Origin of the sequence: Cohaesibacter haloalkalitolerans (genome assembly GCF_003574655.1) — a bacterium.
Taxonomy (GTDB): Bacteria; Pseudomonadota; Alphaproteobacteria; order Rhizobiales; family Cohaesibacteraceae; genus Cohaesibacter; species Cohaesibacter haloalkalitolerans.
This window is the reverse complement of sequence record NZ_QNUM01000005.1, coordinates 316,626-336,403: the sequence shown is the minus strand read 5'-3', so window position 1 is coordinate 336,403 and position 19,778 is coordinate 316,626. Positions and strand designations below refer to the sequence as shown.

General features: G+C 55.8%; 20 protein-coding genes and 1 pseudogene. 2 read left to right on the top strand and 19 right to left on the bottom strand.

The annotated features are described in order from the left end of the window. Positions 1-536: 536 nt before the first annotated feature. The 6 genes and pseudogenes from DSL70_RS14670 to DSL70_RS14645 form a co-directional block, all read right to left on the bottom strand. A pseudogene (locus DSL70_RS14670) lies at positions 537-791 on the bottom strand (MerR family transcriptional regulator); the annotation flags it as partial. A 155-nt stretch (positions 792-946) separates the two neighbouring features. After that, entirely contained in the window at positions 947-1,261 is a 315-nt protein-coding gene (locus DSL70_RS14665) for an integration host factor subunit alpha (RefSeq protein ID WP_119308683.1), read from the bottom strand. Between the two features lie 382 nt (positions 1,262-1,643). Further along, positions 1,644-2,621, bottom strand: a complete 978-nt coding sequence (locus tag DSL70_RS14660; protein ID WP_119308682.1) for a beta-ketoacyl-ACP synthase III — start codon at positions 2,619-2,621, stop codon at positions 1,644-1,646. Continuing rightward, positions 2,622-3,674 carry a phosphate acyltransferase PlsX gene (gene plsX / locus DSL70_RS14655; protein WP_119308681.1) on the bottom strand — a complete coding sequence of 351 codons (1,053 nt, stop codon included), beginning with the start codon at positions 3,672-3,674 and terminating at the stop codon, positions 2,622-2,624. 181 nt (positions 3,675-3,855) lie between these two features. Beyond that, positions 3,856-4,452 (bottom strand): YceD family protein, encoded by a 597-nt coding sequence (locus DSL70_RS14650; RefSeq protein ID WP_119308680.1) that lies wholly within the window; start codon positions 4,450-4,452, stop codon positions 3,856-3,858. 180 nt (positions 4,453-4,632) lie between these two features. Then, the gene (locus tag DSL70_RS14645; RefSeq protein WP_119308679.1) at positions 4,633-5,181 is read right to left on the bottom strand and encodes a ubiquinol-cytochrome C chaperone family protein; all 549 of its coding nucleotides are present in this window, start codon (positions 5,179-5,181) and stop codon (positions 4,633-4,635) included. A 321-nt stretch (positions 5,182-5,502) separates the two neighbouring features. Here DSL70_RS14645 and DSL70_RS14640 point away from each other — a divergent pair, with 321 nt between their 5' ends. Beyond that, positions 5,503-5,997, top strand: coding sequence for an outer membrane protein assembly factor BamE (locus tag DSL70_RS14640; protein ID WP_119308678.1), 495 nt, complete (start codon positions 5,503-5,505; stop codon positions 5,995-5,997). Between the two features lie 116 nt (positions 5,998-6,113). Here the strand turns inward: DSL70_RS14640 and thiL are convergent, their stop codons facing one another. The 13 genes from thiL to DSL70_RS14575 form a co-directional block, all read right to left on the bottom strand. Continuing rightward, a complete protein-coding gene (gene thiL, locus DSL70_RS14635; RefSeq protein WP_119308677.1) occupies positions 6,114-7,112 on the bottom strand; it encodes a thiamine-phosphate kinase in 999 nt (332 codons plus the stop codon). A gap of 20 nt (positions 7,113-7,132) precedes the next feature. Continuing rightward, the gene (nusB, locus tag DSL70_RS14630) at positions 7,133-7,618 is read right to left on the bottom strand and encodes a transcription antitermination factor NusB (RefSeq protein ID WP_119308676.1); all 486 of its coding nucleotides are present in this window, start codon (positions 7,616-7,618) and stop codon (positions 7,133-7,135) included. After that, positions 7,615-8,073 carry a 6,7-dimethyl-8-ribityllumazine synthase gene (gene ribH, locus DSL70_RS14625; protein ID WP_119308675.1) on the bottom strand — a complete coding sequence of 153 codons (459 nt, stop codon included), beginning with the start codon at positions 8,071-8,073 and terminating at the stop codon, positions 7,615-7,617. The genes nusB and ribH overlap by 4 nt, the downstream gene beginning before the upstream one ends. Before the next feature lie 218 nt (positions 8,074-8,291). Beyond that, positions 8,292-9,638: an NAD(P)/FAD-dependent oxidoreductase gene (locus DSL70_RS14620; protein WP_119308674.1), complete on the bottom strand. Its 1,347-nt coding sequence runs from the start codon at positions 9,636-9,638 to the stop codon at positions 8,292-8,294. A gap of 98 nt (positions 9,639-9,736) precedes the next feature. Next, on the bottom strand, positions 9,737-10,348 hold the full coding sequence (locus DSL70_RS14615; RefSeq protein ID WP_119308673.1) for a riboflavin synthase: 612 nt from the start codon (positions 10,346-10,348) through the stop codon (positions 9,737-9,739). Positions 10,349-10,353: 5 nt separating this feature from the next. Then, complete coding sequence (gene ribD / locus DSL70_RS14610) at positions 10,354-11,505, bottom strand: bifunctional diaminohydroxyphosphoribosylaminopyrimidine deaminase/5-amino-6-(5-phosphoribosylamino)uracil reductase RibD (protein WP_119308672.1); 1,152 nt, start codon at positions 11,503-11,505, stop codon at positions 10,354-10,356. A 113-nt stretch (positions 11,506-11,618) separates the two neighbouring features. Beyond that, positions 11,619-12,098 (bottom strand): transcriptional regulator NrdR, encoded by a 480-nt coding sequence (gene nrdR / locus DSL70_RS14605; protein WP_119308671.1) that lies wholly within the window; start codon positions 12,096-12,098, stop codon positions 11,619-11,621. A gap of 91 nt (positions 12,099-12,189) precedes the next feature. Continuing rightward, positions 12,190-13,503, bottom strand: a complete 1,314-nt coding sequence (gene glyA / locus DSL70_RS14600; RefSeq protein WP_119308670.1) for a serine hydroxymethyltransferase — start codon at positions 13,501-13,503, stop codon at positions 12,190-12,192. A 280-nt stretch (positions 13,504-13,783) separates the two neighbouring features. After that, on the bottom strand, positions 13,784-13,978 hold the full coding sequence (locus DSL70_RS14595; protein ID WP_119308669.1) for a DUF6898 family protein: 195 nt from the start codon (positions 13,976-13,978) through the stop codon (positions 13,784-13,786). Between the two features lie 6 nt (positions 13,979-13,984). Further along, complete coding sequence (locus tag DSL70_RS14590) at positions 13,985-15,307, bottom strand: L,D-transpeptidase family protein (RefSeq protein WP_245418227.1); 1,323 nt, start codon at positions 15,305-15,307, stop codon at positions 13,985-13,987. 519 nt (positions 15,308-15,826) lie between these two features. Beyond that, positions 15,827-16,339 carry a transcriptional regulator LdtR gene (ldtR, locus tag DSL70_RS14585; protein ID WP_119308668.1) on the bottom strand — a complete coding sequence of 171 codons (513 nt, stop codon included), beginning with the start codon at positions 16,337-16,339 and terminating at the stop codon, positions 15,827-15,829. A 454-nt stretch (positions 16,340-16,793) separates the two neighbouring features. Then, positions 16,794-17,216 carry a DUF6163 family protein gene (locus DSL70_RS14580; protein ID WP_119308667.1) on the bottom strand — a complete coding sequence of 141 codons (423 nt, stop codon included), beginning with the start codon at positions 17,214-17,216 and terminating at the stop codon, positions 16,794-16,796. A 97-nt stretch (positions 17,217-17,313) separates the two neighbouring features. After that, entirely contained in the window at positions 17,314-18,345 is a 1,032-nt protein-coding gene (locus DSL70_RS14575) for an enoyl-CoA hydratase/isomerase family protein (protein WP_245418226.1), read from the bottom strand. A 430-nt stretch (positions 18,346-18,775) separates the two neighbouring features. Between DSL70_RS14575 and hemB the strand changes: the two genes are divergently transcribed. Next, positions 18,776-19,738: a porphobilinogen synthase gene (gene hemB, locus DSL70_RS14570; protein WP_245418235.1), complete on the top strand. Its 963-nt coding sequence runs from the start codon at positions 18,776-18,778 to the stop codon at positions 19,736-19,738. The last annotated feature ends 40 nt before the right edge of the window (positions 19,739-19,778 follow it).

The following is a 19,778-nucleotide window of genomic DNA, read 5'->3' as shown; positions in this document are numbered from 1 at the left end:
CCGGCGGGCGCTGGTCCAGACGGCGCGGGAGCGGTGAAGGCCTTTGTCGTTGGAATGACATGTGGCGGATAGGGCTGATGAGGCTGTGGCCCCTGCTCCGAACGCTTTGGATGCGTCCGAAAATCTATCATGTTCGATTGTTCAGGAGTGCCTTCGCTGCGCAGTCCGTCGTCCACTTGCGCGACAGGGCTCTGCTCATGCGGATGCGTCATCTGCGGAGCTGTCGTCTGCGGAGCAGTCGGCTGGCGCACCATACCGGGCGTCGGCACAGTATGAACCGGTTGGTGGGCCGGTTCCACCTGAGGTACAGAGCTGACGGAATGCGGCTCTGGCTGTCTCTCAGCTGTGTGGACAGGCGTGTTTGACACCTCAGCCCGAATGACGGGCTGTGCTGGAGCCGGGTTCAGGGCCCGATGCACCGGACCACCTTCTTCAATGACATGCCTGGCTGCCGGATAGGCATCCGAGATCTGTCTGGCATCAGAGGGCGACTGCCCTTCGGCGTCACGGCCCTCGCCTTCAGGATCGGCAGCGTCGATGACCTGCCGGATGCCCTGTTCCTTGAGGATCTTCTGGACACCCTTTATGGTGTAGCCCTGATCGTAGAGTAAATGGCGAATTCCGCGCAAAAGATCGATGTCGTCGGGACGATAGTACCGGCGACCACCACCTCTTTTCATCGGTTTGATCTGTGAGAAACGCGTTTCCCAAAAGCGCAGTACGTGCTGCGGAAGATCGAGGTCTTCCGCAACTTCGCTTATTGTTCTGAATGCATCAGGACTCTTTCGCAAGATACCCACCTGTCAATCATTATCGCCCCCACACAGCCCATAGTACGAAAAGACTCCTCCGCCCGAGGTCATGAGACCACAAGCATCCTCCGAAATCTCCGTGTAGAGACCCAATAATCCGCTATAAAATCCTGCTCCTGATTGGACCGAAACGCCTAGTCAGCTTCTTCCGGCGCCAAAGAGTCATTGATTTTCTTTTTCAGAACATTGGATGGCTTGAACACCATCACCCGCCGGGGAGAAATGGGAACCTCCTGCCCGGTCTTTGGATTTCGACCAATACGCTCGTTCTTGTCTCTGACGAAAAACGTGCCGAAAGAGGAGAGCTTTACCTGCTGCCCTTCAACAAGGCAGTTGCTCATTTCATCCAACACCATCTCGACAAGCTCTGCGGATTCAGTACGCGACAGACCTACCTTCTGATAGACTGCTTCGCACAAATCTGCCCGGGTTACCGTTTTGCCCCCCATGTCGCAAACCTCACTCTGAAAAGGATTTATGTGACTCATCTCGTTGGAGCAGAGTATTTCCGTTATTGACTCACGTCAACTGCAAGACTGCGTATAAAACAAGGCAATTCGTTGATGAAATAGACACATATGCGCATTAAAAAATCAAAAGCCGGTAGAGTTTTCAATAGCGAGTAGAATTGATACAAGTGAGGCAGTTTTGGACTGCCAAAACTGCCTCACAAATAGACTAGTGATCCTGAAAATGGCTAATATTTTGTTGTGTTGTCACTTCTGCTGGCAAAATCCGGCTCTGCAACACAATCAGGCAACAGCCAAACTTCCACAAGCATTACGAACACCCGGGTCTTCTTTGCCGCACAACGATTTTTATCGCCCGAGGCTACCAACGCAGCAGAATCGATCCCCAGGTAAACCCGCCGCCCATGGCTTCGAACAGAACCAGATCGCCCTTCTTGATGCGACCGTCCTTGACTGCCGTATCGAGAGCCAGCGGAATGGAGGCGGCTGAGGTGTTGCCGTGCAGGTTGACCGTCGTCACGACCTTCTCCGGCGCAATGTTCAGCTTCTTTGCGCTGGCATCGATGATGCGCTTGTTGGCCTGATGCGGTACGAACCAGTCCAGATCATTGGCGTCAAGGCCTGTCTCGTTGAAAGCATCGATAATCACATCGGTGATCATCCCAACCGCGTGCTTGAAGACTTCCTTGCCTTCCATGCGCAGATGACCGGTTGTCTGGGTGGTAGACGGACCACCATCAACATACAGCTTCTCCTTGTGCCGGCCGTCCGAACGCAGATGGCTTGTCAGAATGCCACGATCGGAAACCTCGCCGGTTCCTTCCTCGGCGCGCAGCACTACGGCCCCGGCACCATCGCCGAACAGCACGCAGGTGGTGCGGTCTTCAAAATCAAGGATGCGGGAGAAGGTTTCTGCACCGATCACCAGCGCGGTCTTGGCCTTGCCACAGCGCAGATACATGTCGGCAGTCGACAGGGCAAAGACGAAACCGGAGCAGACGGCCTGCAGATCGAAGGCCGCGCCGTGATGAATGCCGAGCATGTTCTGAATGGCAACGGAGGTTGCCGGGAAGGTATTGTCCGGCGTCGCTGTGCCGCAGATAATCAGATCGATTTCCTGCGCGTCGATTCCGGCGCTCTTGATCGCTTCAAGGGCAGCCTTGTAACCCAGTTCAGAGGTAAACTCGCCCTCCGCGGCGAAGTGGCGCTGCTCAATGCCTGTTCTCTGCCGGATCCATTCGTCAGACGTGTCGACGAATTTGGCCAGATCTTCGTTTGTAACAATTTTCTTCGGCAAATAGGATCCGGATCCTACGATAACAGACCTTGTCACGCTCACTTATGCGTTCTCCTCGTCAGACACATTACGGTTCTTATGATATACAGACAGATCCTGTTCGATCTTCTCGGTCAGACCATTCTTGACCATGTCATAGCCAAGACTGATGGCAGAGGCGAACCCTTCCCCGTCAGTTCCACCATGGCTTTTGATGACGATGCCGTTAAGCCCGAGGAATACACCACCGTTGACCTTGCGCGGATCCATCTTGGTGCGCAAATGCTGGAAAGCAGACCGGGCAAACAGATAGCCAAGCTTGGCCATCCAGGTGCGACTCATCGCCGAGTGCAGATATTCGGCCAGCTGTTTTGCCGTGCCTTCCGCCGTCTTCAGAGCGATGTTCCCGGCAAACCCTTCGGTCACCACAACGTCAACCGCTCCGGTGCCCAGATCATTGCCTTCCACAAAGCCCTTGTACTGGAACTGCGGGAATTCGAATTCGCGCAGCATACGGCCAGCTTCCTTGACTTCGTCAAGGCCTTTTACGTCTTCCTCGCCAATGTTGAGAAGACCGATGGTCGGCCGTTCGATACCGAACAGGGCACGGGCCATGGCGCCACCCAACAGGGCAAAATCCACAAGCTGCTGAGCATCGGCACCGATCGTGGCGCCAACGTCGAGCACGATGCTCTCGCCGCGCAGCGTTGGCCAGATAGCGGCAATCGCCGGGCGTTCAATGTCGGCCATGGTGCGCAGGCAGAATTTGGACATCGCCATCAGCGCACCGGTATTGCCAGCGGAGACGCATACGCTGGAAACACCATCGCGGGCGGCCTCGATGGACCGCCACATGCTGGATTTGCCGCGGCCTCTGCGCAGCGCCTGGCTGGGCCGTTCATCCATCTGAATGACAACTTCACAATGATGCAGGGTACTGGCCTGCTTGACGCGCGGATAATCTTCGAGCAGGCTTTCAACGATCTCCTGATCGCCGAAGAGGTGATAGCGCACGTCAGGATGACGAACCAGCGCGATGTCTGCACCTTCAAGGACGACAGCAGGGCCATTGTCCCCACCCATGACATCCAGCGAAATATTAATTACTTCGGACATTCCAGATCACTCTATCCCGCCTGATCGACCAACCGAGCCTCAAGAGAAGCAACAGCCGAAATGATGGGCCATCATGGCCCAAGCATCATCCAAAGGTCGATAACTATATTTGCAGGGACAATATCCAAATTCGGGCAAGAAACAACCGCATTATTTGGAAAACGTCCCCAAGACTCCCGCACTACTGGTCTTTTGGCTTATCTTCCTTGAGAACAGCCAAGGCAGCAAAAGGATTTTCCGACCCGTCAAACGCGGCCTCATCTTCGATGTGGCCTGCGAACCGGGCATTGGGTGCACGTGGATAATCATCCAGACTCAACGCAAAGAATTCCTCTGCATAAAGCCCGACGTCAATTTCCTCGCCCTCGAATTCCTCGGGCGGGTCATCCCCTTCCGGGTCGATGACCATTTCGCTCATCGTGCTGTGGTCGACAGCCCGTTTGGCAAATTCCGACCCTTTCGGCACAAGCGTCACCCTGAAGGGTTCATCAATCTGTTCAAGAACCGGCTCGAGGGTAACCACGCAGGCCTGTTCCACTTCCCCCCGAACAACGCCTTCGATCTGGACACCACGCTTTTTCCACGGGGTGACCTTGGCTTCGACGGAGTAGTCATGGACAGACAGTATGCCGAGGCGGCTTTTCAGCTCTTCGCACCCTTCGGCATCGGCCGAGGCCTTCACCATTTCACCAAGACTTTTCAACCTGGCGACATTGATCGGCAGGGACAGCACAGGTGCGCGCGGGGCGAACTCTGGTTCTGTGGATTTTTTAGACATGAATGTAGTCTACTTCCGGGTGGCAAAGCACCTTGAGGGCGCTCTTGAGTTATGGATCGATCACGGACCTGCCAGCAACATATCAGGGCGCCGCTCATCCATCAAAGGAGAGGCCTTCTCACTGATCTCGCCTTGCAAAGGCCCTTGCGATCGTCTTGCCGAGCCAAGTCAGCCAGCCACTCAGACTGTCTGAAACGGCCCGATTTCGGGAAAATGCAGCCTACCTTTACTGAAATCTTCCACAGACTGCAATTTCAATTTTTCTTCACAGGCCTCTACATAGACCGCCAATCCGGCAGCTTCTGGGCGAGATCCATCTTCCATGGCATATATATTGCGGGCGAGCGCAATTGCCAGTGCATCCGGCCCTTTTTCCCGCGCCGCGTCATAGGCTTCCACATGGCCATAAAAGGACTGGGCCATCTTCTTTATCTTCTTGGGGATGGAAAGGTCTCCAACGCCCTGCTCCCTGAGGGAATCATCCATGTCCTGAAAGAAGCGATTGAAAACCAGTTGTCCCAGCTCGCGCGCGCCTTCGTCCTCGGTTCTGAGCCGGTGAAAAAAGGTGTAGGCGAAGAGGATGATCATTTCAAATCGTCCGGTAACAGAATCTTCCACGCCATAGCTCAAATAGAACTCGGTCTGCCTCGCAGCCGCCACGATTTGTCTGTAGAGGTCATCCGCAATATCTTCCTTGCGGGATTGTTTTTGGAACAGCTTGAAAATCATGAGGCACTTTCCATTTGCAGTTTCGTGGCCATACCCGAGAAGGTTGCCCAATACCAGTCCGAGACGTCTTGCTCAATATCCGACCGGAATTGAGCGCTCTGAGCTATAAATTACTGCCAAGCATTTCACAATGATTGCATTTTTTGTTCAAACGAGATACCGACTAAAGGAAATATGGTTGAAAAGGCAGCGATACTTTCGGGTGGTCTTGGACTTATGCCTGTTCTCTTCCATTCGTGTCTGGCATTTTGCCTGATACTGGAATTGGATGCATGCCCATCGGAGCATGTGGATCATTAAATACGAGGAGTAGCTTACTCTATGCGCAACGTTCGCTCAGGTTTTTACGGCTCAAGCATTCAAAAAGCCAAATGGCTGTTCTCTCCGGTGAGAGCCGCAGGTCTGGCCGCTTGCCTCAGCACGGTTCTGCTTTCAGGCTGCTTCACCGAAACGACGTCGATTCACGGCTTTGTTCCTTCCGACTATACGCTTGACCAGATTACCGAGGGCGCCAGCCGCGAACAGGTGATGCTGACGCTCGGCACGCCGTCAACCACCGCTGATTTTGGCGGCGAGGTGTTCTACTATATCTCGCAGACGCGCAAGCAGCCGGTTGCCTTCATGCGCTCCTATCCTGTAGATCAGACCGTTGTCGCGGTCTATTTTGACGACGAGCAGCGCGTTTCCCGCACCGCGCGCTATGGCCTCAAGGATGGCAAGCTGTTTGACTTCTCCCGTCAGGTTACCCCAACCGGTGGTAAGGACACGCAGTTCCTCAGCCGTCTTGTTGAAGGGATCGGGGCTGGCGTGAACTAATCCGCCAACATGGCAACAGGTTTCGAGGCCGGACATGCAAGTGTCTGGCCTTTTTCATTGGCATTGTCCGGGGAAAGCGGTTCCATTCCGCCAAGATGGCGGGAAAAAAGACGCTGTCAGAAATGCTCGTAGGAACTGCCGTGTGAAAGGGGGATATCCTGCCCTGCGCTGTCGAGCAATCGCACGCCCTCACCTTCCGCCACACGTCCGATACGCGAAAGCGAGACACCGAGACTGTGTGCTTCTGCCATCAGCGCCTCGTGATCTTCCGGCCGGGCGCAGAACAGCAGTTCATAGTCATCGCCGCCGGTCAGAGCAATTTCATGGAGGTCGGTCGATGAGCCGATCATGGCTTTTGCCGGTTGGGACAGCGGAATGGATCCACTGTCCAGCAACAAAGCCTTTCCAGCAGCGCTGGACATTTTCTGCGCGTCGCCGATGAGGCCATCGGAGATATCCATCGAGGCGGTGGCGAACTTGCGGATCAATTGCCGACACGACAGCCTTGGTTGTGGCAGCAGAAACCTGTCCTTTAGAAACGCCCGGTCCAAGGCGGCAACGGACGGATACTGGTCCGGCTCCCTGCGGACAAGCAAGCCAAGGGCGCTGTCGCCAATCGTGCCGGTGACATAAACCACCTCGCCGACAGCGGCATTCATCCGCAGGATGGTATTGCTACGAGGTACCTGACCAAAAGCCGTGATAGAAAGGGTCAGTCGCTCGGGGCTTTTGACCGTATCGCCGCCAATCAGCGGAAAGGCGAAGCTTTCCTGATCAAGCTGCAGGCCCTCGCAGAAGCGTTTGAGCCAGTCTTCATCCCAACTGGTGGGAAGGCCGAGGCCCAGCAGATACCCCAAAGGCTCTGCGCCCTTGGATGCGAGATCGGACAGATTGACCCTTAGTGCCTTGCGGGCAATGAGAGCAGGATCGTCATCGGCAAAGAAATGCACGTCCGCAACCAGCATGTCCTTTGTCAGGACAAGCTGCTGGTCGGCATCACACCGCAGAAAGGCGGCATCATCGCTCAACCCGAACGACATGTCCGGGTGGCAGAGCGGCGCAAAATAGCGCCTGATCAGTTCGCTTTCGCCGAGGCGCTTTGGACTGTTGGCCATCGGCCGCTCCAGATCTTGTCTTACTCTTTGACCTTGACTTCATCGGACCGGGTGCCTCGAGCCAGAGCATCAAGGACACCATTCACCATCCGGGGTTCATCGCCCTGAAAGAAGGCCTTTGCGACATCGATATATTCGGACAGGATCACCGGAGCCGGTACATCCTTGCGGAACATCACTTCATAGAGGCCACAGCGCAGAATGGCGCGCATGGTCTGGTCGATGCGGACCAGAGGCCATCCCTTCTGCAGCGTGTTGTTGATCAACGGATCGAGGGTCCTCTGTTCGCGCACCACGCCGCTGACGATGTCCTTGAAATAGGCAAAGTCTGCAGGAAGATAGAGTTCGTCATCGATCTCCTTGCCAAGCCGGTAAAGCTCGAACTCCTGCAACACCTCGGTCAGCGGTGTTCCGCCGACATCCATCTGATAGAGGGCCTGAACGGCCCCCAATCGGGCTGAGCCACGTTTATTGGCAGGGCGGACAGTCTTTTCCTGTTCACTCATTCTTCGATTCCGAACTTCTCTCGTATTTCAATCATGGCAAGCGCTGCACGGGCAGCAGCACCGCCCTTGTCCTTTTCCTCAACGCGTGCACGCGCCCAAGCCTGTTTGCCGTTTTCAACGGTCTGAATGCCGTTGCCAACCGCGATGCAGCCTTCGACGGCCAGATCCATGATGGCGCGGGCGCTCTCGTTGGAAACGATGTCATAATGGGTCGTTTCACCGCGGATCACGACACCAAGAGCAACATAGCCATCATAGTCGGCGTATCCATCCTCAACGGCGGCCATGGCCATGGACAGGGCTGCAGGAATTTCCAGCACGCCTGGCACCGCCACTCGCTCATACGTCGCTCCGGCTTCTTCGAGCGCTTCAACAGCGCCACGGACCAGTTCATCTGCCAGATCTTCATAGAAGCGGGCTTCGATGATCAGAATGTTTGGATTTTCCTTGGTCATGTTTTCCATCCGAAGGCTTGGGGGACACGGCGCGACTTGGGCCGTAGGGTTGCCTGTCAAACCATGTCCGCTGTCACTTGTCCAGCTATTTGTTGCAAATTCACCGATCAACATCGGATCGGACACGGGAAGCGTCAAGGGCTTATCGCACTTTGACCGACATATTTCCGCTCATGGCAGCTATTCCCGCAATTTGCCGCCAGAGAATAGGCCCCAGCCTACAGCGCAGGCCCCAGAATCATAGGCGATCCGTCCGTGAAACGCGAATAACGGAAGCGGGCGATATCGTGCTTTGGCGTGTCGCCAAGGACCAGATCCCTGACGATCATCGCCGCCCCCGGACCAATCCCGAACCCGTGGCCACTGAAGCCGGTGGCCACGATCAGACCCGGAAGCGAGTCGATCCGGTCGATGAGCGGCACGACATCCGGCAAGGCATCCACCATCCCGGCCCATGACTGGACGATGGTCGGCTTGCCGAGAGAAGGAAACCGCGTGGCAAAGTCCGCGACAGCCTTATTGACATACTTCATGTTGGCAGCCGGTTCGAGCACACGGCAGCGCTCAAATGGTGTTTCCTCATTCGGCGCCCAGGAGCGTTTGGTCGTCCATGCGTCGGGGAAATCCTTCGGTGCAAACGGATTGAGGAAGGTATGATCCCAGCTTTCCTTGAGCAGCGGAATGTATTTGAAGAAACTGCGGAAGGCATCAGGCCCGATAAAGAAGTCATTGCCATCGCACACTGCAATGGTGTAGCCGCCATCATTGCGGCGACGCAGGGCGAAGTCCTCATCGGCGCTGTTCTGATCGGTAAAATTCGGCATCGGGGCCGTTTGCGACGCAGTGAGACAGACAGAGAGTTGCGGAAAGGAGACCCCGTGGTTGCGAGCAAACAGCAAGGACCATGCCCCTGCGGCAACCACCACCTGCTCGCAGTTGATCAGCCCCTTCTCGGTATGCAGGCCAACCACCCTTCCCGCCGCGATTTCCAGCGATCGTGCAGCGCAGTTCTCGATAATGTCGACGCCTGCCTCATGCGCGAGTCTGGCAATGGCTGGCACCGCTTCCCATGGCTCGGCGCGGGCATCATCAAGGGTCGATGTGCCGCCGGCCCACTGGCCGTTTGACAGGCCGCCAAACAGATCTGCGACCTGCTGCCGGGTCAGACGAACAGAATTGACGCCGTATTTCTCGGCGATTGCCATCCAGTCTTCCAGATCAGCCAGATCCTTCTCGGTGGAGGCCAGATAGTTGATCGGCGTGGTAACAAACCCGGTGGCACCGTCAACCTCGGCGTCAGCCTCTTTCCAGAGGCGCAGCGCCTCCATGGCGACGGGCAGCTCGGCCTCGTCACGTTCATGTTGCCGGATCCAGCCCCAGTTGCGGGAGGTCTGTTCACAGGCGATGCGTCCTTTTTCCAGAACACACACCTTCTTGCCCGCGCGTGCCAGATAGAGCGCAGCGAAAATACCGATCACCCCGCCGCCAATGATGGCGACATCGACGGCTTCGGGCAAGGGATCGGAGAAACGGACTGGCGTTGCGATGCTGATTTTCTCGGCCATGTTTCTTTCCTTTATTCGGCCAATATTCGGCCTTTATTTGGCGAGACGGGGCGTTGAAATCGCCCCGCATTTGTACTCAGCAATCTAGTATCAGAATTCTACGATGGCGTATATTCATTGAGGCGTGCGACATAGCGCGCCATCATGTCGACCTCGAGATTGATCTTGTCGCCAACCTGCTTTTCCTTCCATGCGGTATGCGTCAGCGTATGGGGAATGAGGAAGATGGTGAAATCATCGCCGTCAACATCATTGACCGTCAGCGACGTACCATCAAGGGAAACCGAGCCCTTCTGGGGGATAAAGCGAGCCAGCTGTCCCGGTGCCCGCAGCTTGAAGAACACGCTATCAGGATGGTCTGCCCGTTCGACGACTTCGGCGACACCGTCAACATGACCAAGCACCAGATGGCCACCCAACTCGTCGCCCATCTTGAGGGAGCGTTCCAGATTAATGGCTGTTCCAGCCTTCCAACCGGAAGCATTGGTCAGATCAAGGGTTTCCTTGCCGGATTCTACCTCGAAATAGTTGCGCTCAGCATCCAGAGTGCCGGTCGCCACCACGGTGTGGCAAACGCCGTTGCAGGCGATGGATGCGCCCAGAGCGATTGTTTCGGGGTCAAAATGCGTCGCGATCCTGATGCGCTGACCGGCGGGGATGGCCTTCTGTTCGAGCACTTCGCCAACGTCAGTGATGATTCCGGTAAACATGGCTTTTAGCCTCCGTATAGACTTTTCAAACTCGCAGACCGGACAAAGGTCTTGAGTTTATCCTGCCCCAACCGATGGGACGTTTCAAATATGAATCCTGCGCTGGCGAGCGCTGCTTCCGGCTCTCCGGTCAGCGCAACAAGGCCATCAACTCCGATGGGGGTGGTGCCGCGATAGAGGAAAAACTCGTCAATCAGCCCACCTTCGAGCAGAGCCCGGGACAGAGCGGCACCGCATTCGGCAAATATGGTGTTTATACCGCGCGCTGCCAGTGCCTCAAGTGCGGCGAGCAAGTCAACATGGCCAGCAGCCGTCGCCTTGACGCGCAGCACCGTGCATCCCCTCGCCTCCATCGCATTGCACCAATCCTCCGGTGCACTCATCGCGGTCATGACCCATGTTGGCACGGCCGAAGCACTTGTCACCAGTTGCGCATCAAACGGCACACGAGCGCGACCATCCAGCACAACACGAATCGGTGAGGTGTCCTCCAGTCCGGGCAGTCGAACAGTCAGGGTCGGATCATCAATGAGAACCGTGTCGGCTCCAACAAGAATGGCATCAGCCTTCATTCTGAGGCCATAGGTTCTGGCCTTGGCCTCAGGGCCCGTCACGGGATAATTTCCCACGCCCATTTTGCCGATCATGCCATCGGGAGAGAAGGCCATCTTTGCCTGAAGCCAAGGTCTTCCGCGCACCGTGCGGGACAGAAATCCGCTCAGATGACGATGGACACGGGCCTCCAGAAGCCCGGTCTCGACGACAATGCCAGCCTTGCGCAGCATCTCGAACCCGCGCCCGGCAACCCGGCTATCCGGGTCAGCATGGGCGCAGACAACTCGCGCAACACCAGCCTCGATCAGAGCCTCAGCGCAGGGCGGGGACTTGCCATGGTGGGAACATGGTTCAAGGGTGACATAGGCAGTTGCGCCTCTTGCGAGAGGTCCGGCTTCTGCGAGAGCGACCCGCTCGGCATGGGGGCGGCCGCCCTTTTGCGTCCAGCCACGACCGACGATCTCCCAGCTGCCTTCCCTTGAGGCAGTGATGACGCAACCAACCGCTGGGTTCTCCGCAGTTGCCCCGGCACAACGACGCCCTAGGCGCAGCGCCAGGTCCATCATTTGGTCATCGGAGAAAGAGAGCGAGAAGTATTCCATGCAGTGCCGTCTGTTGGTGATACGAGGCACAAAACGCCCCGTCCCGGAATTCAATGCGGCGAGAGTACATCCCTCAAGCCCATCGCGCCAGTCACTTTCAGAGCTGAAATGCCCTAGTCTTCCAGATCCTCGTCAAGCGGACGCTCGTTTGACAGCTGGTGGAGCATGTCGGAAAAGTCTTTGGTTTCCTTGAAGTTCTTGTAAACCGACGCAAAGCGGATATAGGCGATTTCGTCGAGCCCCTTGAGCCCTTCCATCACCAGATTACCGATGTGTTCGGCAGGCACCTCGGCGTCACCGGCGCTTTCAAGCTGCCGCACGATGCCAGACACCATGCGTTCTACCTTGTCGTCTTCAACGGGACGTTTGCGCAGGGAAACCTGAACAGACCGCATCAGCTTGTCACGATCGAACGGGACCTTGCGGCCAGTTCTCTTGATCACCGAAAGCTCACGCAGCTGGATGCGCTCGAAGGTGGTGAAGCGCCCGCCACAACCGCTGCAAACGCGGCGGCGGCGGATCGCCGTATTGTCTTCCGTGGGGCGAGAATCCTTGACCTGGGTATCGTCATAACCGCAATAGGGACATTTCATAACTCGACCTCACAAATAAGAGCCTGACCATATGGCCGCAGCAGTCATTGCACCTTCAAGGTCAACGACTGCCCTGCCCTTGCCTGCCCGATCAAAGGTCCGGGTAGATCGGGAAGCGGTTGGTCAGCGCGATGACCTTTTCTTTCACTGCCGATTCTACGGCACCATTGCCTTCTTCGCCATTTGCAACGAGACCGTCAAGCACTTCGATGATCATTTTACCGATTTGCTTGAATTCTTCGGTGCCGAAGCCGCGGGACGTACCGGCCGGGGTCCCGAGGCGGATACCGGAGGTGATCGTCGGCTTTTCCGGATCGAACGGCACGCCGTTCTTGTTGCAGGTGATGTAGGCACGGCCAAGAGCAGCCTCGGCCACCTTGCCGGTCAGGCCTTTCGGGCGCAGATCGACGAGCAGCAGATGGTTGTCGGTGCCGCCAGCAGCCAGCTCAACGCCACCTGCATAGAGGGTGTCGGCCAGAGCCTGTGCGTTGTCCTTGACGGCCTTTGCATAGACCTTGAAGTCGTCGGTCAACGCTTCACCGAAGGCAACAGCCTTGGCGGCAATGACGTGCATCAGCGGGCCACCCTGCAGACCAGGGAACACAGCCGAGTTGACCTTTTTGGCGATTTCCGGGTCGTTGGTCAGGATGAGACCACCGCGCGGACCACGCAGGGTCTTGTGCGTCGTGGAGGTGACGATGTGGGCATGCGGGAACGGGCTCTCATGCAGGCCTGCAGCGACGAGACCAGCAAAATGCGCCATGTCCACCATGAGATATGCACCAACAGAATCAGCGATTTCGCGGAATTTCTTGAAGTCGAATTCGCGGCTGTAGGCAGATCCACCGGCGATGATCAGTTTGGGCTGATGTTCCTTGGCCAGTTCTTCGATCTGGTCAAAGTCGATACGGCCATCCTGCTTGCGAACCCCATACTGGATGGAGTTGAACCACTTGCCGGACTGGTTCGGCTTGGCGCCATGGGTCAGGTGACCACCGGCATCAAGGCTCATGCCCAGAATGGTGTCGCCCGGCTGGATCAGCGCCATAAAGGCAGCCTGGTTGGCCTGAGACCCGGAGTTCGGCTGAACGTTGGCGAATTCGCAGCCGAACAGCTTGGTCACACGTTCGATCGCGAGGTTTTCGGCCACGTCAACATGCTGGCAGCCACCATAGTAACGACGACCCGAGTAACCTTCTGCATATTTGTTTGTCATAACAGAGCCCTGCGCCTGCAGGACTGCCTTGGACACGATATTCTCAGAAGCGATCAATTCGATCTCGTGCTTTTGACGACCGAGTTCGCTGGCAATGGCAGCGGCTACGGCCGGATCGGAGTTGACGAGATCGCGGGTGAAGAATTCTGGGAAAATCGCTCCCGAATTGGCACCTTCGTTTGCTGACATGGAACATTACCCCTTCGCGTTTGTTGGGCGATCATGGATCAGAACTAGAGGCAATTTGCTATCACAAATGGCCCCTCGAGTCTGCCGTTAATATTTGGCTGATCGCATCAACATTGTGCGCATTTCGGCAACACCATGTTCACCAAATTGCGCCAAACAATTTATCGTGCAGTCGATTTAGCACACTAGAAGCGCAAACCCAAGACGGATTTCTCCACCTCCGGTACTGATGCATAGAAAGAAGGATGGAAGGCCACCGCGCGGCCAGCAGGAGCAGCCGTCAGCTATGGCCCAATTGCTCCAGACGCCGCTTGAGCTTGCGTACGGCAAGCGCCTGCAAATCACGCTGGGAAACGCTGGAAGGTCCGAAAACACTGACTTCCACCCCGGTCGCAGCGTCAACGGCTATCGCCTTGACCTGCTGTCCGACCGAGACAAATTCAATGTAGATCTCGCCTGGCTGCGGCTGCGTCATGCTTGCTCAACCCTGTGTCTGTGCGGTGGTGACCGGGCTCAGGGCAGAAATCCCGTCGCGGTCATAGATATCCTCACGGAAATGGACCATGCCTTCGTTGGTTGCCCATGCGGTAATGTAGGTCATGTAGATGGGCACCTTGCCCTTGACCTGCACGTCTTCCCGCTCGCCAGACTTGATCACTTCGTCAATGGCAAAGCGATCCCAGCCGGGCGTATCTTCGAGCACCCAGACCACGAATTCACGGACGTTCTGCACGCGCACGCAGCCTGAAGAATGGAAACGATAGCTGTTGCCGAACAGGGTCTTTGACGGCGTATCATGCAGATAGACCGCATATTTGTTGTGGAAGTTGATCTTGATCGACCCCATGGAGTTCTTTGCACCGGGTTCCTGACGGAACTGGTAGTTCAGGGCGTCGTTGGTCGTCCAGTCCACTTGCGAGGCATCGAGCTCGATGTTGTTCTTCAGATCGCGGATATGGATCTTGTTATCACGAAGATAGTTCGGATCCTTCTGCATCTTCGGGATCAGGTCCTTGCGAATGATGCTGGCCGGAACGTGCCAATAGGGGTTGAAGTTGATCTCGTGAATGCTGCTTTCCAGAATTGGGGTCTGGCGATCGATCTTGCCGACCACGGCCGTGTGACGGGAATGAACCATGCCATCTTCAACGGTCTCGATCTCGGCGGCAGGAATATTGACCATGACATATCGCTTACCAAGGAAACCGGACAGCGAGCGCACACGCACAAGGTTGGTTTCCAGCTGTCTGAGACGGACTTCCACCGGCACATTCATTGCGGCAAAGGTTTCCTTGCCGATGACCCCATCGGGATGGATGCCATGGCGGGACTGGAAGCGCCGAACGGCCGCATCGACATAGGAATCGAAAACATCGGCGACACCGACATTCTGAATCAAATCACCAGACATGGTCAGGCGTTGGCGCAAAACGGCAACCCCCGGGGACTTGTGACCAAGGCGCATCGCCTTTTCATCAGGAACAATCGGCCAGCCACCACGCTGCACGATGCTGTAATACATCTGCATGGCGTTTTCGATATTGGTGGCCGTTGAAGGCGAAAGGGTCGGCTCGGCGGTCCGAACTGCAGCGACGGTCTGGCCGGGAGTGTCAAAGCGATCCCCCCACTCCACCGGGCTCTGGTTGAGAATTTCGTCGATCGGATTGGCACCCTGCGCAAAGGCCGGCGTTGAAACCGCCGTCGCAAAAGCTGCAACAAGCTGGGATCCTGTCGTCAGGAATGTACGGCGGTTCATCTTCTGACTTGTCACGATCTCACTATACCCCGGTTTTGAATTCTTCATGATCTCTTTCGCCATAAATGCATGTGCGCCGAATCTTCGCGATGAACCCGGCGAGCTGCCAAACTCGATTTTATCAAAAGCCCAAACAGTTTGGATACTCATTAAACGATCAAACAGGAATTTTGTTTCCAGCAACGGTCAGTTTAATGATCCATGGCAAATGTTTGAAGGGCCAAAAGAGCTTAGCCAGACAATTATTACCGCATAACTGAAAAACTCTTTTTCGCAGAAAAATCAATTTGCAGGAGAATGTGGCAAATTCTGGATGAATGCAGCGTGAACCGATCACGTTTATGAAATGCTGTTCGACTATTGCAGAAGAGCAACAAAAAAACCTCGCAAGGATGACCCTTGCGAGGGAAACTGGTGTTGGTCAGACTTGAACATCATCAAGACAGACTGAATTTGTCGCGATCAGCTGTCTTGTTCAGCGTTTCACAAGGATCATCAGTGCAGACCAGGCTCACTGTACATGCACCTTTCAACTACCTCTTTGCGGGCAGAATTTTGGATAACATTCTAAAGACGGTACAGGATCTGATCAGTCCAGAAGCGTTCGAGACGCTGGAGGGACTTGTTGAGGACCATGAAATCTTCGTTGGCAATACCGCCGACCTGTTCGATCGTAGCGATATGGCGTTCGTAAAGCTCACTGACGATCTGGCGCACTTCAACGCCCTTGTCGGACAGGGAAATCCGTACCGAGCGACGATCCACCCGAGACCGTTCATGATTGACGTAGCCCATATCAACCAGCTTCTTCAGGTTGTAGGACACGTTTGAGCCTTGATAATACCCGCGAGAGCGCAATTCACCCGCTGTCACTTCCGAATCGCCAATATTGAACAGAAGCAAGGCCTGTACACTGTTGACGTCGGTTCTTCCGCGGCGCTCAAATTCGTCCTTGATGACATCAAGAAGCCTGCGGTGCAGACGCTCCACGAGTCTGAGTGCGTCCATATAGAGTGGTTTCAACTCTACCTCGCCCTCAGCTTCACTGACTGTTTCCACTGCGCGTTGTGACGTAATCATATGTTTGAGCCTCGTTTTTGATTTTTGACTTGGAGTGACGGTTCGCCCGTCTTTGAACCCAAAATATATGCGGCGAAATAAAATCTACTTAAGCAACAGCCTTAACAAAGGGCTAATCGCGCCAATTGTACCTAAATTGCGTCTAGTTTTGAATTGCTGGTAAATAACTGGTTAGGGGGATCTGTAAACTCGGCTTCTATTGCGTAGAAATACAAGGACACAACTTGAAAAGCGCACAAAATATCAGATAAAGACCGCCGCTCAACAGACACGCACCCGGAAATTGCAAACAAAGTCTTTACAGACTGAGACAAGTTTTATGGGATAAACGGTGCATGATGGCAAAACAGGGCCCAATTTTCCCCATTGTCCAGACAGCTCTCGTTAAAAGCAGCCCGTCGACGTCCGAAATAGCCTGAAAAGTCGGCTATTGCGTTAATCCTTGAATTCGCCGTCAAACATCCTGCGGTCTCGTCGAGCGGTAAACGAGCCAGCCACAACAGGCCGCAAGGATGATAAGGGCAAGCAGATGCACGATGGTTATCACCGAGGCATAGGCGGAGAAGTCATCGATAAGAGCGATGGACAGGGTCTGTGTGATGGCGCTCAGGACCCACATCACCACCCCCCAGAAGGAAAGCTGCCAGACGCCAACAGATGCGATCAGAAAGGAACAAGCGAGCAGCACGCGGGCGGCGGGAGCAATCCACATGCCCCGTTCCAGACCACTCTCACCGAACACGCCCAGAATGTCCGCCCAATAGAACAATCCTGTCAGCATGAGAATAAGACTCCCCAGACGAGCCAGAACGATCAACCAGAACGGTAGATTATCACCCCAGTATTTGGGAGAGGCGTCGGTCAGTCTGAGGGTCATTGCGTTTTCTATTCAGCGTTGGCGCTTCAGGCGCATGAAAGAGAGCAGGTTCGAAGGCAGCGGCCCTTTGCGAGTCGCCTTTGGGCAGTCTATCTTTCTACGGCCGATTGAACAATTCGCGTTGCTGCTCCAGCGGCAGAAAATGTGACAAAACCATTTCTTCGGTCACGGCCTCGAAGGTGGACGGTTGCCATGCTGGCGCACCATCCTTGTCGACGATCGTGGCTCGCACGCCCTCATAGAAGTCGCTGCCATCAAGAATTCGCTCAAGAATGCGATATTCCATCTGCATGCACGCGTTGAAGGACATGGATGCGCCACGACGCATCTGTTCAAAGGCTATGTGGACGGATAGCGGCGAGCGCGACCGCAGCAGATCCAGCGTCTGTCTGGCGAATGGAGCCGGGTTTGCTTCTAGCCGCGCAATGATCTCCTTGACCGAAGCGCCAGAAAAGGCCTCCGCAATGACGACCAGGGTTTCATCATCAAGTCCCTCCCCGGTCGCGACACCGGCATGACGGGCCAGAACTTCTTCGGGCGCTGCGCCGCTGGCGATCTGCTTGATGATCTCCGGGAAGGATTCTGCCCCGATTGCGTGGGTAGCAAGACCGAATTTCAGGCAGTCGGACTGACCAAGACGCGCGCCGGTCATGCCGCAATAGATGCCGACCTTGCCGGGCAAGCGCGGCAGCAGATAGGCTCCGCCCACATCGGGGAAGAAGCCAATGCCGGTTTCCGGCATGGCAAATGTGGTCTTGCTGCCAGCGGCAATATAGCGGCCATGGCAAGAGAGCCCGACCCCGCCGCCCATGACGATGCCGTCGACCAGAGAAATATAGGGCTTCGGATAGGAAGCCATCGAGCAATTCATCTTGTATTCGGTGCTGAAGAACTCGTAAGGCGGGTTGCCCTTGCAGGTGTAGACAAAGCGAATGTCTGCACCGGCGGAAAAGGCACGCTCGCTTGCCGAGGTCAGAATGACTGCCTTGACGTCATCATCCTGTTTCCAGTCTTCGAGTTGCTCCGCCAGCCCCTTGATCATGTCAAGCGTCAGCGCATTGAGCGCCTTGGGCCTGTTCAGTGTTACCAGCCCCACACAGCCACGTTTCTCAAAAAGGATGTCATTCATGGTCTTGCTCTCTTTGCAGCACATCTTGTTGCGCTTCGTTGCGGGCGGAAAAGGACAGCCGAACCGATGCCGGGCGTCCGTAGCCAAGTTCGCAAAAAGCGTTTTGGCACATGGTCTTTCCTTAAACAGTCTTTGAACAGGGTTCAAGACGGCGGACACGACCTGAACCCGTTGGCGAGGAGTTGGCCATCAGTTTCAACAGAGTGGTGATCATTACGAATTGGTCAGTTTTGTTGGCGACGGAATGTGGTTAGCATGGGGCAACTTCCCTACGACGCATTTCGGTCAGCAGCGCCGCGACAGTTCAGGCGCCTGATTGGCTGAACCCTTTTCAAGGACCAATTCTGTCATGACCAACTCTTCCCCCTCCTCCAAGGCTTCCCCTCAAACATCTGTTTATGATGTCAGCGGCATCACCGGAGGGCGGCGCATGCGCCGTAACCGTCGCGCCGATTGGTCCCGGCGCCTGATCCGGGAAAATGTGCTGACTGTGGATGATCTCATCTGGCCGATCTTCGTCATGGACGGCGAAAACACCATTGAGCCAGTCAGTTCGATGCCGGGGGTCAATCGCCTCACGGTTGACAACGCTGTGCGAGCAGCCGAGAAGGCAGCAAAGCTCGGCATTCCGGTCATTGCCCTCTTCCCCTACACCGACCCTGCCCTGCGGGATGACGATGGCAACGAGGCGCTCAACGAGAACAACCTCATCTGTCGTGCTCTGCGCGCCATCAAGAAAGAAGTGCCGGAAGTCGGTCTGATGACTGATGTGGCGCTCGACCCCTACACCAGCCACGGCCATGACGGTTTGATGCGCGACGGCAAGATCATCAACGACCTGACCGTCCACCAACTGACCCGGCAGGCTCTGGTGCAGGCAGAAGCAGGGTCCGACATCATTGGGCCATCGGACATGATGGACGGACGCGTCGGTGCGATCCGCGAAACCCTCGACAACGGCGGATTTCAGGACACGCTGATCATGGCCTACACGGCCAAATATGCCTCGGCCTTCTACGGTCCGTTCCGCGATGCCGTTGGCGCCAATGCCACCCTCAAGGGCGACAAGAAGACCTACCAGATGGACCCCTCCAATACCGATGAAGCCCTGCTTGAGGCAGAGCTCGACATCAAGGAAGGCGCCGACATGCTGATGGTCAAGCCGGGCATGCCCTATCTGGATGTGCTGGCACGGGTCAAGGACACCTTCTCGATGCCGACCTTCGCCTATCAGGTCTCGGGTGAATATGCGATGCTGTGTGCAGCGGGCCAGAATGGCTGGCTCGATCAAGAGCGCGTCATGTGGGAAAGCCTGCTGGCCTTCAAACGCGCTGGCGCCGACGGCATCCTGACCTATTTCGCCCCGACCATCGCCGAGGCTCTCAAGAAGTAACAGGGAGAAGTAATCCGGCCAGCTCCGGGCAACACCTTCA

Excerpts from the sequence above, each read along its gene's own strand:
- DSL70_RS14590 (WP_245418227.1), bottom strand. The coding sequence starts at position 15,307 with ATGAAGAATTCAAAACCGGGGTATAGTGAGATCGTGACAAGTCAGAAG.
- ribD (WP_119308672.1), bottom strand. The coding sequence starts at position 11,505 with ATGGAATACTTCTCGCTCTCTTTCTCCGATGACCAAATGATGGACCTG.
- hemB (WP_245418235.1), top strand. The coding sequence starts at position 18,776 with ATGCGCCGTAACCGTCGCGCCGATTGGTCCCGGCGCCTGATCCGGGAA.
- ribH (WP_119308675.1), bottom strand. The coding sequence starts at position 8,073 with ATGACCAAGGAAAATCCAAACATTCTGATCATCGAAGCCCGCTTCTAT.
- DSL70_RS14595 (WP_119308669.1), bottom strand. The coding sequence starts at position 13,978 with ATGACGCAGCCGCAGCCAGGCGAGATCTACATTGAATTTGTCTCGGTC.
- DSL70_RS14580 (WP_119308667.1), bottom strand. The coding sequence starts at position 17,216 with ATGACCCTCAGACTGACCGACGCCTCTCCCAAATACTGGGGTGATAAT.
- glyA (WP_119308670.1), bottom strand. The coding sequence starts at position 13,503 with ATGTCAGCAAACGAAGGTGCCAATTCGGGAGCGATTTTCCCAGAATTC.
- DSL70_RS14615 (WP_119308673.1), bottom strand. The coding sequence starts at position 10,348 with ATGTTTACCGGAATCATCACTGACGTTGGCGAAGTGCTCGAACAGAAG.
- DSL70_RS14575 (WP_245418226.1), bottom strand. The coding sequence starts at position 18,345 with ATGAATGACATCCTTTTTGAGAAACGTGGCTGTGTGGGGCTGGTAACA.
- DSL70_RS14665 (WP_119308683.1), bottom strand. The coding sequence starts at position 1,261 with ATGGGGGGCAAAACGGTAACCCGGGCAGATTTGTGCGAAGCAGTCTAT.
- DSL70_RS14620 (WP_119308674.1), bottom strand. The coding sequence starts at position 9,638 with ATGGCCGAGAAAATCAGCATCGCAACGCCAGTCCGTTTCTCCGATCCC.
- DSL70_RS14650 (WP_119308680.1), bottom strand. The coding sequence starts at position 4,452 with ATGTCTAAAAAATCCACAGAACCAGAGTTCGCCCCGCGCGCACCTGTG.
- DSL70_RS14640 (WP_119308678.1), top strand. The coding sequence starts at position 5,503 with ATGCGCAACGTTCGCTCAGGTTTTTACGGCTCAAGCATTCAAAAAGCC.
- thiL (WP_119308677.1), bottom strand. The coding sequence starts at position 7,112 with ATGGCCAACAGTCCAAAGCGCCTCGGCGAAAGCGAACTGATCAGGCGC.
- nrdR (WP_119308671.1), bottom strand. The coding sequence starts at position 12,098 with ATGAAATGTCCCTATTGCGGTTATGACGATACCCAGGTCAAGGATTCT.
- nusB (WP_119308676.1), bottom strand. The coding sequence starts at position 7,618 with ATGAGTGAACAGGAAAAGACTGTCCGCCCTGCCAATAAACGTGGCTCA.
- ldtR (WP_119308668.1), bottom strand. The coding sequence starts at position 16,339 with ATGATTACGTCACAACGCGCAGTGGAAACAGTCAGTGAAGCTGAGGGC.
- plsX (WP_119308681.1), bottom strand. The coding sequence starts at position 3,674 with ATGTCCGAAGTAATTAATATTTCGCTGGATGTCATGGGTGGGGACAAT.
- DSL70_RS14645 (WP_119308679.1), bottom strand. The coding sequence starts at position 5,181 with ATGATTTTCAAGCTGTTCCAAAAACAATCCCGCAAGGAAGATATTGCG.